Genomic DNA, 14,063 nt, shown 5'->3' with positions numbered 1-14,063 from the left:
GTGGCTACTTCTGGGACTGCTTACCACCCGATCGAGTTGAGCCGGCACCAGCTCCCGCCTTCACCCCGCCCTCTTTGGAGCCGCCTGCCCCGGGGGACTCAAATGATTCCAACGCCTCCAACACGTCCTGGACACGGGAAATCTCCGCGTTGATGTCCTCGCGGCGCCGGACCAGCGCCTCCAACTCCCGCCTGCCGCCGTCGACAAGCTGCTCGGCCTCCTCCGTCGCCTCGGTGCGCAGGCGCTCCGCGTCGCGTACGGCGGCGGCCTTCTTCTGCTCCGCCTCCTTCAGCAACCCCTCCGCCTTCTTCACCGCGGCGATCCGGACCTTGCTCGCCTCGCCACTCGCATCCGACAGCAACTGCTTGGCCTTCGCCTCCGCGTCGGCCAGCTGCTCGGTCGCCGCGGCCACCAGCTTGTCGCAGCGCTCGCCCGCCGACTGCATCGCCTCGGCCGCCTCCCGGCGGGCCCGCTCGTGCAGCTCCTCGACCTCGCCCTCCACCCGGGAGCGCAGCTCGTCCGCCCGCTCCCTTATGGCCGTGGCATCCCCACGCGCCTCCGACAGCAGCGAGTTGGCATCCGCCCGGGCCCGCTCCACCAGCCCATTGCCCTCGCCGGTGGCCTCGTTGACGAGGCGCTCCGCCTCCCGGCGCGCCGCGCCCACCATGGCATCGGCCTGCTCCTCGGCCGCGGCCGCCGACCGCACGGCCTCCTCCTGTGCCTTGGCGACCAGCGCGTCCGCCTGCTCGGCCGCCTCCGCCCGCCGCCTGGCGGCCGCCTCCCGCGCCTCGTCGACCACCTGCTCGCCCTCGGCCCGGGCCTCGGCCCGCAGCCGCTCCGCCTCCAGCACCGCATCGGCCTTGAGCTTCGCGGAGTCGGCCCGCGTGCTGTTGGCGTTCTCCTGGGCGGCCGCCAGCGCCGCGGCGGCCTCGGTGGCCATCCGCTCCGCCTCCGCGGTCGCCTCGGCAATCAGCTCGTCCGCCTGCTGGGCGGCCTCCGCCCGGCGGGAGTTGGCCGCCTCCCGCGCCTCGTCCGCCATCCGCTCCGCCTGCCGGCGCGCGCCCTCCAGCGCCTCGGCCGCGTCCGCCCGCAGCCGCTCCGCCGCCGCGGCGGCGTCCGCCAGCACCCGCTCGGCCTCCGCGACCGCCTCGGCCCGGTGGGCCCCCGCCGCCTCCCGGGCCTCCTCCAGGGTGCGGGCCGCCTGGGCCCGCAGCCGCTCGCCCTCGCCGGTCGCCTCGGCAATCAGCTCGTCCGCCTGCTGGGCGGCCTCCGCCCGGCGGGCGTTCGCCCGCTCCCGCGCCTCGTCCACGATCCGCTCGGCGTCGCCCTGCGCCGAAGTCGTCAGCTCGGCCGCCTCATTGACGATCCGTTCGGCCTCGGCATGGCCGTCGGCCCGCATCTTGTTGGCGTCCTCGCGCGCCTCCGCGCGGGCCCGCGCCGCATCCTGCTCCGCCGAGGCCAGTGCATCGGAGGCGTCGGTACGCAACTGCCGCGACTTCGCGGACGCGTCCGACACCAGCCGCTCCGCCTCCGCGGTCGCCTTGGCCAGCAGCTCGTCCGCCTGCTGCGCCGACTCCACCCGATGGGCGTCGGCGACGTCCCGCGCCTCGTCCACCGTGCGGGCCGCCTCGGCCACCAGCCGCGCCGCCTCGGCCCTGGCCTCGGCCCGCTCCGCCTCGGCGGCCTCGATCGCCTCCTCCAGCGTCCGCGAGGCCTCGGCGCGCAGCCGCTCGCCCTCCGCGGTGCCCTCGGCGACCAGCTCATCGGCCTGCCGCGCGGCCTCCGTACGACGGGAGTTGGCCGCCGTACGCGCCTCCTCCAGGATGCGGGCGGCCTCCTCCGCCACGCTCTGGCCCTCGGCGATGGCATCCGTGACCGTACGCTCGGCCAGCTCCTGCGCCGCCGCCGAGGCCGCCTGCGCCTCGGCCCGGATCCGCGCCGCCTCCTCCCCGGCCCGCTCGCGCTCGGCATAGGCCTCCGCGCGAACCCGGTCCGCCTCCTCCTGCGCCTCGGTGACGGTCCGTCCGGCACTGTGCTCCGCGGCCGAACGCAGCCCGGCGATCTCCTCCTCGGCCTGCTCATGCAGCCCCGCGACCGACTCCCGCACCTGCTGGGCGGTCTGCTCGGCGGCGGACACCAGCTCGGTGGCCCGCTGCTCCGCCTCCTCCGCCAGCCGCTGCGCCTCCTGCTGCGCCTCGGCGACCCGGGTGCGCGCCGCGGCCAGCAGCTCCTCGCTCTGCTCCTGCGCCGCCTCGCGCTCCGCCTGCGCCTGGGAACGCGCGTCGCCCAGCAGCTCCTCGGCCTCCCGGCGCCGCCGCGCCGCCTCCTCCTGCGCCGCCGCCAACGCCTCGACGGCCTCGGCGGCGGTCCGCTCGGCGGCCGCGTTGGCCTCGGCCCGCACCCGGTCGGCCGTCTCCTGCGCCTCGCCGCGCAGCCGCTCCGCCTCCTCCTGCGCCTCGGTACGCAGCCGCACCGCGGCCGCCTCGCCCTCGGACCGGGCGGCGGACACATCGGCGGCCGCCTCGGCGCGCAGCCGCTCCGCCTCCGCCTCCGCCTGCCCGGTCAGCGTGCGCACCCGCTCCGCGGACTCCGCGCGCAGCCGCTCCGTCTCCTCCGCCGTCTCCCGGCGCAGCCGCTCCGCCTCGCTCCGGGCGTCCCGCAGCGCCGACTCGGCGGCCTCCACCCGCTGTTCGGCCTCGGTGTGCAGCCGCGCCAGCTCCTCGGCGGCCTCCGTGCGCCGCGCCTCGGCGGCCCGCTCGGCCTCCTCGCGCAGCCGGGCCGCGGCCTCCGCGGCCTCCGCCCGGACGCGCTCGGCGTGGTCCTCGGCCTCCTCGGCCATCTCCTCGGCCTCGGCCCGCGCCCGCGCCAGCGCCTCCTCGGCCTGCTTGCGCAGCGTCGCCGAGCGCTCGGCCGCCTCGGTGCGCACCCGCTCGCTCTCGGCGCTCGCGCCCCTCCGGGTCTCCTCGGCGCTCGCCTTGGCCTTGACCAGCAGCTCCTCCGCGGTGCCGGCTGCCCCCTCGATCTGCTGCAGCGCCTCCCGGCGGGCCTCGGACCGGATCCGCTCGCCCTCCGCCACGGCCTCGGCCCGCAGCTGCTCGGCCTCGCCGCGCAGCCGCCGCGCCTCCTCCTGGAGCTCGACGGTCTTGGCCCGGTACTCCTTGGTGTCGTCCTTCGCCGCGCCCTTGAGCTGCTCGGCGGTGTCCGCCGCCTGCTCCCGCAGCCGCTCGGCCTCCGCCTCCGCCTCCCGGCGGATCCGCTCGGCCTCCGCGGCCGCCGCCTTGGTGGTGGCCTGGGCATCCTCGGACGCCCTGGTCAGCACCTCCTCCGCGGTCCGCGCCGCCTTGGCGAGCTGCGCCGCCGAATCCTCGGCGACGGCGTTGCGCGCCTTCTCCGCCGCCTCGGCCAGCAGCCGTTCCGCCGCCGCCGCCGCGTCCGCCCGCAGCTGCTCCGCCTCGGCTCGCAGCGCCTCGGCGTCCTTGGTGGCCTCGCCCACCAGCCGGGCGATCTCCGCCCGGGCGGTGCGGGTGCGCTGCTCGTTGTCCGACTCGGCGTCCGTCAGCCGCGTGGCGGCGGCCTCCTTCGCCTCGGCGAGCAGCTTCTCCGCCCCGGCCCGCGCCTCGCGCAGCGCCGTCTCGGCCTCCTGCATCCGCGCCTCGGCGGCCCGGGTCAGCTCGGCGGAGGTGGTACGGGCCTGGTCGGACTCCGCGCTGGTGGCCGAACGCAGCTGCTCGGCGTGGTCGGTGGCCTCCTGGGCCTGCGCGGAGGCGGCGGTCAGCAGCCGCTCGGCGTCCGTGCGCGCCCGGCGCAGGATCGCTTCGGCTTCGCCGCGCGCCTCCTCGGCGGCCACGCTCAGCCGGCTGTGGGCCTGCTCGGTCAGCCGCTGCGCCTCGGCGCGGGCCGCGGCGAGCGCCTGCTCGACCTCGGTCCGCGACTCCTCCAGCAGCCTGCGGGCCTGGGACTCGGTACGGGAACGCAGCTGTTCGGCCCAGGCGACGTTCTCGTTGACATGCGATTCGACGGTCTGGCGGCGCTCGTTGAGCTCCTCGTCCAGCCGCTGGCGACGGGCCACGGCCTCGGCGTGCAGCTCGGCCTCCAGCCGGGCCTGCCGCTCGGCCTGCTCCTGGAGCAGCCGCTGGGTCTGGGCGCGGGCCTCGCGCAGCTCGCGCTCGGCGTCCGTGCGCAGCTGCTCGGCCTGGATCTGCGCGCTGCGCAGCAGTTGCTCGGCCTGGTAGTCGATGCCGGACGAGTCATAGGCAGGACGGTGCGCGAGGTTGCGGCGCGCCTCATGGAGCTTGGCGCGCAACACCTCGACCTGGTAGCCGAGGTCGTCGGCGTGCTGGACCGCCTTCTCCCGCTCGGTCTTCAGCCGCTCCATCTCGGCCTCGAACATCGAGAGGGTGTCGGCCTCCGCCCGTTGACTCTCCTGGCGCTCGTAGCCCCGCACAGCGCGGTCCATCCGTCCCCTGGTCGCGTCGGCGGCCGGCCCCGTCCTGCCCCCGTCCTGCACGGTGGTGGAACCCGGAGCCCGCCCTTCCGAAGAAATGGTGTCAGATCATCGGCACAGCCTGGGCCGGGCCCCACCCGCACCCCGGCCGAACCTGCACTCTACCGGCCGGGGAAGGTGTGGGTCAGTGCTCCTCGGCCGGGCGGGGCGCCGAGGTGGCCGCGGAGGTGACGAGTTCCGTCAGCACCCCATGGCAGTCCTTGGGGTGCAGGAAGGTGATGCGGGAGCCCATGGAGCCGGTGCGCGGCCGGTCGTAGAGCACCCGCACCCCTTTGGTCCGGATGTCCTCCGCGTCGCCGTCCACATCGGCGGTGCCGAACGCGATGTGGTGAACGCCCTCGCCGTTCTTGGCGAGCCACTTGCCGACGGCGGAGTCCTCCCGGGTGGGCTCCAGGAGCTGGAGGTAGGAGGCGCCGCCGTCCGACGTCTCGTTGATCTTCAGCATGGCCTCGCGTACGCCCTGTTCCTCGTTGACCTCGGTGTGGAACACCTCGAAGCCGTACGTGGCACGGTAGAAGTCGACGGTCTGGTCGAGATCGAAGCAGGCGATCCCGATGTGGTCGATGCGCGTCAGCATGGAACCAGTGCACCGCCGTGCGACCGGTTACGCAACGTGCGCGCGATCACACCTTCCGCCCGGTGACCGGTGGCGTACCGCTCAGTACATTGACGAAACCACCGTTAACTCCATCCGCTTGGAATCCGCCTGAAGGAGCCGCGTTCATGTCTGGTACGAACGGTTCGACCGGCAACACCTCCGTGATCGTCGCCGGCGCGCGGACGCCCATGGGCCGTCTCCTCGGCTCGCTGCGGTCGTTCTCCGCGGCCGAACTGGGCGGCGTGGCCATCAAGGCCGCGCTCGACCGGGCGGGCATCGGGGGCGACCAGGTGCAGTACGTGATCATGGGCCAGGTGCTGCAGGCCGGCACCGGGCAGATCCCGGCCCGCCAGGCCGCAGTGCACGGTGGCATCCCGATGAGCGTGCCCGCGCTGACCGTCAACAAGGTGTGCCTGTCCGGGCTCGACGCCATCGCGCTGGCCGACCAGCTCATCCGCGTGGGGGAGTTCGACATCGTGGTGGCCGGCGGCCAGGAGTCGATGACCAACGCCCCGCATCTGCTGCCCAAGTCCCGCGAGGGCCACAAGTACGGCGCGATCGAGATGCTCGACGCGATGGCGCACGACGGGCTGACGGACCCGTTCGAGAACATCGCCATGGGCGAGTCCACCGAGAAGCACAACACGCGCCTGGGCATCCGCCGCCCCGAGCAGGACGAGATCGGCGCGCGCTCCCACCAGCGGGCCGCCGCCGCGCAGAAGAACGGCCTCTTCGAGGCCGAGATCACCCCCGTGGAGATCCCGCAGCGCAAGGGCGAGCCGGTGATCTTCAGCAAGGACGAGGGCATCCGGCCGGAAACCACCGTGGAGGCGCTGGCCAAGCTGCGGCCCTCGTTCACCAAGGACGGCACCATCACGGCGGGCACCTCCTCGCAGATCTCCGACGGCGCCGCCGCGGTGGTGGTGATGAGCAAGGCCAAGGCCGAGGAGCTGGGCCTGGAGTGGATCGCCGAGATCGGTGCGCACGGCAATGTGGCCGGGCCCGACAACTCCCTCCACTCGCAGCCGTCCAACGCCATAAAGGACGCGCTGCGCAAGGAGGGGCTCACCGTCGGGGACCTCGATCTGATCGAGATCAATGAGGCGTTCGCGGCCGTTCTGGTGCAGTCAATGAAGGATCTGGGCGTATCCCCGGAAAAGGTGAACGTCAACGGCGGTGCCATCGCGCTGGGCCATCCGATCGGCATGTCCGGTGCGCGTACCGTGCTGCATCTCGCGCTGGAGCTCAAGCGGCGCGGCGGCGGGATCGGCGCGGCCGCGCTGTGCGGCGGTGGCGGCCAGGGCGATGCGCTGATCATCCGGGTACCCGGCAAGTGACCCGATAGATCATCCGGCGGCGGCAGGGCGGAGCGGAGGGCTCATGACGGACGTCCCCACACTGGTGGAACAGGCGCGGGCGGGTCGGCCGCGGGCCGTGGCCCGGCTGATCTCGCTGGTGGAGGGGGCGTCCCCACAGCTGCGCGAGGTGATGGCGGCGCTGGCCCCGCTGTCCGGCCATGCCTATGTGGTGGGGCTGACGGGCTCGCCCGGGGTCGGCAAGTCGACCTCCACCTCGGGGCTGGTGACGGCCTACCGGCGGATGGGCAAGCGGGTCGGGGTGCTGGCCGTGGACCCCTCCTCGCCGTTCTCCGGCGGTGCGCTGCTCGGCGACCGGGTGCGGATGTCGGAGCACGCCTCCGACCCCGGCGTCTACATCCGTTCCATGGCCACCCGCGGTCACCTGGGCGGCCTGGCCTGGGCCGCGCCCCAGGCGATCCGGGTGCTGGACGCGGCCGGCTGCGATGTGGTGCTGGTGGAGACGGTGGGGGTGGGGCAGTCGGAGGTGGAGATCGCCTCGGAGGCCGACACCTCGGTGGTGCTGCTGGCCCCCGGCATGGGGGACGGCATCCAGGCGGCCAAGGCCGGGATCCTGGAGATCGGTGATGTCTATGTGGTCAACAAGGCGGACCGGGACGGTGCGGACGCCACCGCCCGCGAGCTGAACCACATGCTCGGCCTGGGCGAGGCCCGCGCACCCGGCGACTGGCGCCCGCCGATCGTCAAGACGGTCGCCGCCCGCGGCAAGGGCATCGACGAGGTGGTCGAGGCCCTGGAGAAGCACCGGGCCTGGATGGAGGAGCGCGGAGCCCTCGCCGAGCGCCGTGCGGCGCGCGCGGCGCACGAGATCGAGACGATCGCCGTGACGGCGCTCCGCGCCCGCATCGGCGACCTGAGCGGCGACCGCCATGTGGCCGCGCTCGCCGAGCGCGTGGTGCGCGGCGAGCTGGACCCCTACACGGCCGCGGACGAACTCATCGAGGGCCTCACCGAGGGCCGCTGAGGCGGGAGCCGGGCCCTGGGCTCAACTCCCGCTCCCGCACGGCCTACCCCTTCCGGGTGGCCCGCAGATGCTTGGCCACCGGCGCCAACGACCCCTGCAGGGCCGTCAGTTCCTCGGTCGACAGCAGATCGATGAAGTGCTCGCGCACCGAGGCGACATGGTGGGGCGCGACCTTGCGCATCGTCTCCCAGCCCTGCTCGGTGAGGACGGCGAACAGGCCGCGGCGGTCGGACTCGCAATTCTCGCGCCGCACCAGCCCGGCGCTCTCCATGCGGGTGATCTGGTGCGAGAGGCGGCTCTTGGACTGCAGGGTCGCGGTCGCGAGGTCACTCATCCGCATCCGGTGGTCCGGCGACTCGGAGAGATTGACCAGGATCTCGTAGTCGTTGTTGGTGAGGCCGAACGGCTGGAGATCCCGTTCGAGCTGGTGCATCAGCAGCCTGCTGACCTCCAGGTGGGTTCGCCAGGTCCGCTGTTCCTCGCCGCTGAGCCAGCGTGTGCCGTTCTCGGTGTCCATAAAGGGATTCTACCTAAGAAAGTTGAATTCTGAACAAATGAGGGTCGGGGGGTGGCCGGAACGAGGGTTCATGCGTTCGACGTCACCCTATGGAGGGTACCGCTCACAGCCCGAAGCGGCGCTGGAGGTCCCCGAGCTGGCCCGGGAGCCGGGGCCCCGATGGCTGCTGCGGAGGGCCGGCGCCGGGAACGCCCGCTTCGCCCGAGGGAGCGCCCGTCGCCCGCTCCTCCATCAACTGCTCGGTGGACTGCAGCAGCACCGTGCCGGCGCCGACGAACTCAAATTGGTGCTCCTCACCCGACGTCCCGCCGAAACCGGTGACCGCCCGGATCCCGCCCAGCACTCCGCGCAGATACCGGTGGTCGTAGTGATGGCAGGGCGACGGGCAGTCGGCCCACCCCACCAGCGCCTGGGGGTCCACCCGGATGGGCGGCTCGGCAAAGACCACGGGACCGTTGGAGGCGGCCACGAACGTGCCGGTGCCGATCAGCGTCAGAAACCCCGGGACGATCGACTGCTTCAGCGAGAGCGAGGGCTCGAAGGCCAGCAGATTGCCCGAACGCACGGTCAGATTGCCGTCCTCGAGGTCATAGGAGTTGACGTCGAACGCCCGGTCCGCGAGCAGCATCTTGCCCCGGCCCTCCGCCACCACCCAGTCCGAGGCGTGCAGCGGAGTGTGGAAGCTGGTGGCTATCAGGTGGTCCAGCGGGCCGTGCCCTATGCCATGGAAGTCGATGCGTCCGTAATAGGCGACCATCTTCCCCTTCTGCAGAAACCACCGGCCGTCGAGATCCACGCTGAACGCATAGGGGTTGACGTTGTCGTTGACCGGGAGCGTGGCCGCATCATGGATCACCGGACCGTTCACAACTTCTCCTCCGACGCCTGGACACAGACCGTGCCACTGCCCGACAGCTCCAGCCGGAACGCCTCGCCCGAGCCCCGGCCGACCAGCTCGCGCCAACCGATCGCGGCCGACAGCCTGTTGCGCACCTCGCCGCGGTGCGCCACATAGGCCTGCGGGTCGACGTGCACCGGCCGCTGCGGGGTGATCGGCAGCTCGATGAAGCCACCGTGCGCCAGCACCGCCACCGCGCCATGACCCTTGAGGGTCGTGGTGAACAGACCCTGCCCGGTCATCTGACCGCGCACCACTCCCATCACCCCCCCTTGGGATCCCATGAACATCGTGCCCTGCTGCAGGGAGCCGTCGAAGGCCAGCAGCCGGTCCGCCTCCACATACAGCGTGTCCCCGGTCAGTTCCATTACATGGACGTGATGGCCGCCATGGCCGAACATCACCGTGCCCTCGCCCTCCACGGTCATCAACGGCGTCGCCTCATTGGCGACCCGGCGGCCGATCATCCCCATCACCCCGCCCTGGCCACCGGTGATGCTGGGAGTGAAGGAGACGTCCCCCCGGTAGGCGAGCATCGCCCCGCGCTGGCTGAAAAGCCGCTGCCCGGGCCGCACTTGGGCCTCCACCATCCGCGGGTTCAGCAACCGGAAGGACATCAGAGCTCACCCCCGAAGGTGTCCCGCTCGCTGGGCTGCACATACACCAGCCCCTCGCCCTCGAAGCGGATCTGGAAGGACTCGCCCGAACCCTCCCCGATCACCGTGCGGAAGTTCACACCCGTCTGGAAGTGCTGCTTGAGGCGGCCGGTGTGGGCTATGTATGCACCGGGATCCACCTGGAGCGGCAGCTGCGGCGTCACCCGCAGCACCACCGCCGTGCCCTCCGACAGGATCGCCGCCTGCCCGGAACCCTCCACCGTCGTGGTGAACAGGCCGTTGCCCTGAGCGGCGCCGCGCAGCCCGGTGAAGGTGGTGCCGGTGCGCAGCGAAGCGTCCGTGCACAGCAGATTGCTCGCCTCCACATGCAAGGTCTCGCCGTGCAGCGTCACCAGATTGATCTCGCTCGCCCGGTCGGCGAAATAGCAGGTGCCCGTGCCCTTCACCTCCATGACCGCCATCTGCTCGCCGGTGAGCCGGCGGGTGACCATGCCGCGCAGGCCATCACCGCCACCGGTCATCTTCTTGAACGTCATCTCCCCCTCGTACGCGACCATGGCGCCGTTCTTGGCCTTGACCGCGTCACCCGCCATGTCGACGGCGAGGATTTTGCTCCCTTGGAGCCGAAACTGTGCCACGCCCCGACGCTAGCTGGCCTTCGCACCCGTCCAACAGGTCCAACGACCCGGACCGATCCCTGGTCCGACCCTGGTCCGGGCCCTGCCGCCGCCCTCCGGGTGGACCCGGATCCGCTGATCGACAGCCCGGCTGCGACAATGGGAAAACTTGTGAATGCGGTCACAAGCCGTGACCGCCCGGCCACCCGCCCCCGACCCGAAGGTTGCCCCGTGGACCTCAAGACCGCCTCCGCCCTGCGCCGGCTCCGACTGGTCTCCTCCCCGGAGGCCGTCTCCTGGCTGCTGCTGATCGTGTGCATCGTGCTGAAGAACACGACCTCGTTCAACGCCGTACCGGTCATGGGCTGGGTGCACGGCATCCTCTTCATCTTCTATGTGGTCTTCCTGGCCGATGCCTGGAACCGCACCAAGTGGCCCCTCAAGACCGCCGCCCTCTACCTCTTCCTCTCGGTCCTGCCCACCGGCGGCTTCTTCGCCGACCGGATGCTGCGCCGGGAGGCCGAGGCGAGCGTCATCGCCGCCCGCGCCCGCAAGGAAGGCGTGGTGAACGCATGATCGTCGCCTTCTCGGTCACCCCGATCGGCGCCGGCGAGGACGTCGGCGAGTATGTGGCCGCCGCGGTGCGGGTGGTCCGCGAATCCGGTCTGCCCAACCGCACGGACGCGATGTTCACCTCCCTCGAGGGCGAGTGGGACGAGGTGATGGACGTGGTCAAGCGCGCGGTGGCCGCCGTGGAAGCCCGCTGCGGCCGGGTGTCACTGGTCCTCAAGGCCGACATCCGGCCGGGTGTCACGGACGGGCTGACCACCAAGGTGGCCACCGTCGAACGGCACCTCGCCGAGGGCTGAGCGCCCTTCGGCCGCCGCATTCGGATGAAGACCGCCCGGTCCGGACTCGCGTGTCGGCGAGCGCGGACCGGGCATTGCCGGTTACGCCGCTCAGCCGATGCGGCCTGTATGGGCGATCACGATGGTGACCGTGGAGTCGGTGATCTCGTAGATGACCCGGTACCGGCCAACGTGCATGCGCCGCAGGTCGGGTGAGCCGTAGGCGAAGGTCCCCTCCGGGCGGGGGTTGTCTGCCAGGAGATCGACAGCGGCAAAGAGCTGACGCAGACCGTCAGGGTCATCCTTGAGGAAACGAGCCGCCGCATTGATCGCGGGGTCGTCCCAGATGATCTTGTAGCTCACTCACGCTCCAGGCCGAGCAGCGCACGGACTTCGTCATGCGGTACCCCGACCACCGTGCCGGCGGCTTGGCGTTCCCGGTACTGGGCCACGGCCAATGCGTCCTCGATATCGGCCAGTTCTTGAGGGTTGATGAGCACTGCAGCAGGTTGGCCGTGATCCGTGATCGTGATGCGCTCGCGGGCGTGTGAGGCCCGGCGGACCAGAGAACCGAAGCGAGCGCGGGCCTCGGTGATGGGCAGCGTGTCACTCATGTGAGGAACTGTACACTTCACGCCTCTCTGGTGAGGCCTGAAATTGCGAGACGCCGAGATCCGGTGGCCACCCTTCAGGCTTGGTCGGCGTTCGGACGGCCCGCAGCGTCTCCCACAGCGGTGAGACCGTGAACCGGCAGCGCAGCAAGTCCTCGGCTCCGAACCGCAGATGAAAATCACTAGAGCGATCACCCGCCACCCGGCACGCTGCGCTCATGTCCGCCACCACCGCACCCACCACCGGCAGAATCGGCTACCGGGCCGTCTTCGCCGTCCGCGAATTCCGGGCCGTCTTCGCCGCGCACGCACTGTCCCTGCTCGGCGTGGTCGTCGCCGAACTCGCCCTGTCCGTGCTCGTCTACCGGCTGACCGGATCGCCGCTGCTGACCGCGCTGACCTTCGCACTCGGCTTTCTCCCCTACCTGATCGGCGGGGTGCTGCTCTCCTCGATCACCGACCGGATGCCCGCCCGGCGGGTGCTGGTGACCTGCGATCTGCTGTGCGCCGCAAGCGCGTTGGCCATGGCGCTGCCGGCCACCCCGGTGGCCGCGCTGTTCGTGCTGCGCTGCCTGAACGCCGTCATCTCACCCGTCTTCAGCGGAACCAGGGCGGCCACCCTGGGGGACATCCTCGGCGAGGGCGACCGGTTCGTCCTGGGCCGCTCGCTGCTGCGCCTCGTCTCACAGGGCGCCCAGCTCACCGGATTCGCGGCGGCCGGAGTGCTGCTGACGGTGATATCGCCGCGCGCCGCCCTCGGCGTCACCGTCGCCGGATTCCTGACCTCGGCACTGCTGCTGCGCTTCGGCACCCGGCGGCGCCCGGGGCGTGCGGAGGAGGGCGGCACGCTGCTGAAGTCCTCGCTGTCCGGCACCCGGCGGCTGCTCGCCGACCGGCGAATACGGGCCCTGCTGCTGCTCGCCTGGGTGCCCTCCTTCTTCCTGGTCGCGCCGGAGGCCCTGGCCGCCCCGTACGCGGACTCCATCGGCGCCGGTCCGGTGGGCCTCGGGCTGCTGATGTGCTCGCTGCCCATCGGCACCATCGCCGGCGAGGCACTGGGCGGTTCGCTGCTGACCCCGCGCACCCGGGAGCGGATCGCCCTGCCGACGGTGGCCGTGGTGCTGCTGCCGTATCTGATCTACCTGTGCCACCCCCCGCTGGGCTGGGCCATCCCCGCCCTGGTACTGGCCGGTGCGGCGAATGTGCACACCCTGGGCGCGGACCGGTGGTTCATCGCCTCGGTGCCCGAGGAGCTGCGCGGCCGGGCGATGACGCTCCAGACGGCGGGCATGATGACCATCCAGGGCCTGGGCATGGCCCTCGCGGGCGCGGCGGCCGAGTTCCTGCCCCCGCACCAGGTGATCGCCGCAGCGGGAGCGATCGGGGCGGCCGCCGTGGGGTTCGTCATCCGGCTGGTCGTCGGCTCGGCACCGCGGGGCGACCGATAGGCATCGGTCCGGAGTCCGAGACGCCACCGACCGCCATCCGGCCGCCCGGTACGCTCATACCGTGTCCAAGCCGCTCAGCCTCCCCTTCGATCCCATCGCCCGCGCCGACGAACTGTGGAAGCAGCGCTGGGGTTCGGTGCCCTCCATGGGCGCGATCACCTCGATCATGCGCGCCCAGCAGATCCTGCTCGGTCAGGTCGACGCGGTCGTCAAGCCCTATGGGCTGACGTTCGCCCGCTATGAGGCGCTGGTGCTGCTCACCTTCTCCAAGGCCGGTGAGCTGCCGATGTCAAAGATCGGCGAGCGGCTGATGGTCCACCCCACCTCGGTCACCAACACCGTCGACCGCCTGGTCAGGGGCGGCCTGGTGGACAAGCGCCCCAACCCCAAGGACGGGCGCGGCACGCTGGCCTCGATCACGGAGAAGGGCCGCGAGGTCGTCGAGGCGGCCACCCGCGATCTGATGGCGATGGACTTCGGGCTGGGCGTGTACGACGCCGAGGACTGCGGGCGGATCTTCGAGCTGCTGCGCCCGCTGCGAGTCGCCGCGAACGACTTCGAAACGGAGTGAGGGGCGGCGAAGATCACCCCGGAACCTACCGTTACGCTCGTGGGCATGAAGCGTTCCGTGCTGACCCGCTACCGCGCGCTGGCCTACACCACCGGTGTGCTGCTGATCCTCCTCACGATCGGTGTCATCGCCAAGTACGGGCTGGACATGGACGGCGTCGCCGGTCTGGTCCAGGTCGTCGCCATCGCGCACGGCTGGCTCTTCGTGCTCTACCTGGTCCTCGCCTTCGACCTGGGCTCCAAGGCCAAGTGGCCGTTCGGAAAGCTGGCCTGGGTGCTGGTGGCCGGCACCATTCCGACCGCCGCCTTCATCGTCGAGCGCAGGGTCTCCCGCGAGCTGGAGCCGCTGTTCGCCGAGCAGGCGGCCGCCCCCGCGAAGGCCTGACCGACGGCAGCAGTCGGCAACACCGCCCCGGGCACCCCTTGTGCTCGGGGCACACTTGCGCGACCATTTACTAGGACGTCCTAGTAAAATTGAGTCGCGCGGGGCGCGGA

The 14,063-nt window shown here is 71.9% G+C and carries 15 protein-coding genes; 7 read left to right on the top strand and 8 right to left on the bottom strand.

Features of this window, described 5'->3' with window-relative positions:
- Window positions 1-4: 4 nt before the first annotated feature.
- Both scy and mce read right to left on the bottom strand, forming a co-directional pair.
- On the bottom strand, window positions 5-4,444 hold the full coding sequence (scy, locus tag ABCR83_RS19020) for a polarized growth protein Scy (protein WP_462696271.1): 4,440 nt from the start codon (window positions 4,442-4,444) through the stop codon (window positions 5-7).
- Between the two features lie 184 nt (window positions 4,445-4,628).
- Window positions 4,629-5,081 carry a methylmalonyl-CoA epimerase gene (mce, locus tag ABCR83_RS19015; protein ID WP_462696250.1) on the bottom strand — a complete coding sequence of 151 codons (453 nt, stop codon included), beginning with the start codon at window positions 5,079-5,081 and terminating at the stop codon, window positions 4,629-4,631.
- 146 nt (window positions 5,082-5,227) lie between these two features.
- On the opposite strand from mce, the gene ABCR83_RS19010 reads away from it, so the two are divergent.
- Window positions 5,228-6,439: an acetyl-CoA C-acetyltransferase gene (locus tag ABCR83_RS19010; protein WP_462696249.1), complete on the top strand. Its 1,212-nt coding sequence runs from the start codon at window positions 5,228-5,230 to the stop codon at window positions 6,437-6,439.
- Window positions 6,440-6,482: 43 nt separating this feature from the next.
- Window positions 6,483-7,442, top strand: a complete 960-nt coding sequence (meaB, locus tag ABCR83_RS19005) for a methylmalonyl Co-A mutase-associated GTPase MeaB (RefSeq protein ID WP_462696248.1) — start codon at window positions 6,483-6,485, stop codon at window positions 7,440-7,442.
- A gap of 43 nt (window positions 7,443-7,485) precedes the next feature.
- Here meaB and ABCR83_RS19000 read toward each other — a convergent pair whose 3' ends face one another.
- From ABCR83_RS19000 to ABCR83_RS18985, 4 genes are all read right to left on the bottom strand, one after another.
- The gene (locus tag ABCR83_RS19000; RefSeq protein ID WP_462696247.1) at window positions 7,486-7,959 is read right to left on the bottom strand and encodes a MarR family winged helix-turn-helix transcriptional regulator; all 474 of its coding nucleotides are present in this window, start codon (window positions 7,957-7,959) and stop codon (window positions 7,486-7,488) included.
- Window positions 7,960-8,062: 103 nt separating this feature from the next.
- A complete protein-coding gene (locus ABCR83_RS18995) occupies window positions 8,063-8,827 on the bottom strand; it encodes an AIM24 family protein (protein ID WP_462696246.1) in 765 nt (254 codons plus the stop codon).
- Window positions 8,824-9,474, bottom strand: a complete 651-nt coding sequence (locus tag ABCR83_RS18990) for an AIM24 family protein (protein ID WP_462696245.1) — start codon at window positions 9,472-9,474, stop codon at window positions 8,824-8,826. Before ABCR83_RS18990 ends, ABCR83_RS18995 begins: the two co-directional genes overlap by 4 nt.
- Window positions 9,474-10,112, bottom strand: a complete 639-nt coding sequence (locus ABCR83_RS18985; protein ID WP_462696244.1) for an AIM24 family protein — start codon at window positions 10,110-10,112, stop codon at window positions 9,474-9,476. The genes ABCR83_RS18990 and ABCR83_RS18985 overlap by 1 nt, the downstream gene beginning before the upstream one ends.
- A gap of 210 nt (window positions 10,113-10,322) precedes the next feature.
- Here ABCR83_RS18985 and ABCR83_RS18980 point away from each other — a divergent pair, with 210 nt between their 5' ends.
- Together ABCR83_RS18980 and ABCR83_RS18975 are read left to right on the top strand one after the other, a co-directional pair.
- The gene (locus ABCR83_RS18980; RefSeq protein ID WP_462696243.1) at window positions 10,323-10,667 is read left to right on the top strand and encodes a DUF3817 domain-containing protein; all 345 of its coding nucleotides are present in this window, start codon (window positions 10,323-10,325) and stop codon (window positions 10,665-10,667) included.
- Window positions 10,664-10,960 carry an MTH1187 family thiamine-binding protein gene (locus tag ABCR83_RS18975; protein WP_462696242.1) on the top strand — a complete coding sequence of 99 codons (297 nt, stop codon included), beginning with the start codon at window positions 10,664-10,666 and terminating at the stop codon, window positions 10,958-10,960. The genes ABCR83_RS18980 and ABCR83_RS18975 overlap by 4 nt, the downstream gene beginning before the upstream one ends.
- 90 nt (window positions 10,961-11,050) lie before the next feature.
- On the opposite strand, the gene ABCR83_RS18970 is transcribed toward ABCR83_RS18975, so the two are convergent.
- Both ABCR83_RS18970 and ABCR83_RS18965 read right to left on the bottom strand, forming a co-directional pair.
- Entirely contained in the window at window positions 11,051-11,302 is a 252-nt protein-coding gene (locus ABCR83_RS18970) for a type II toxin-antitoxin system RelE family toxin (RefSeq protein WP_462696241.1), read from the bottom strand.
- Window positions 11,299-11,553: a type II toxin-antitoxin system Phd/YefM family antitoxin gene (locus ABCR83_RS18965; RefSeq protein WP_462696240.1), complete on the bottom strand. Its 255-nt coding sequence runs from the start codon at window positions 11,551-11,553 to the stop codon at window positions 11,299-11,301. Before ABCR83_RS18965 ends, ABCR83_RS18970 begins: the two co-directional genes overlap by 4 nt.
- 215 nt (window positions 11,554-11,768) lie before the next feature.
- Here ABCR83_RS18965 and ABCR83_RS18960 point away from each other — a divergent pair, with 215 nt between their 5' ends.
- From ABCR83_RS18960 to ABCR83_RS18950, 3 genes are all read left to right on the top strand, one after another.
- Window positions 11,769-12,998 carry an MFS transporter gene (locus ABCR83_RS18960; protein WP_462696239.1) on the top strand — a complete coding sequence of 410 codons (1,230 nt, stop codon included), beginning with the start codon at window positions 11,769-11,771 and terminating at the stop codon, window positions 12,996-12,998.
- Window positions 12,999-13,059: 61 nt separating this feature from the next.
- Window positions 13,060-13,569, top strand: coding sequence for a MarR family winged helix-turn-helix transcriptional regulator (locus ABCR83_RS18955; protein ID WP_462696238.1), 510 nt, complete (start codon window positions 13,060-13,062; stop codon window positions 13,567-13,569).
- A gap of 45 nt (window positions 13,570-13,614) precedes the next feature.
- Complete coding sequence (locus tag ABCR83_RS18950; protein WP_462696237.1) at window positions 13,615-13,953, top strand: DUF3817 domain-containing protein; 339 nt, start codon at window positions 13,615-13,617, stop codon at window positions 13,951-13,953.
- The last annotated feature ends 110 nt before the right edge of the window (window positions 13,954-14,063 follow it).

The organism is Streptomyces xingningensis (assembly GCF_054957865.1).
The sequence above is the reverse complement of the archived record's forward strand: the minus strand, read 5'-3'. Positions and strand labels throughout refer to the sequence as shown.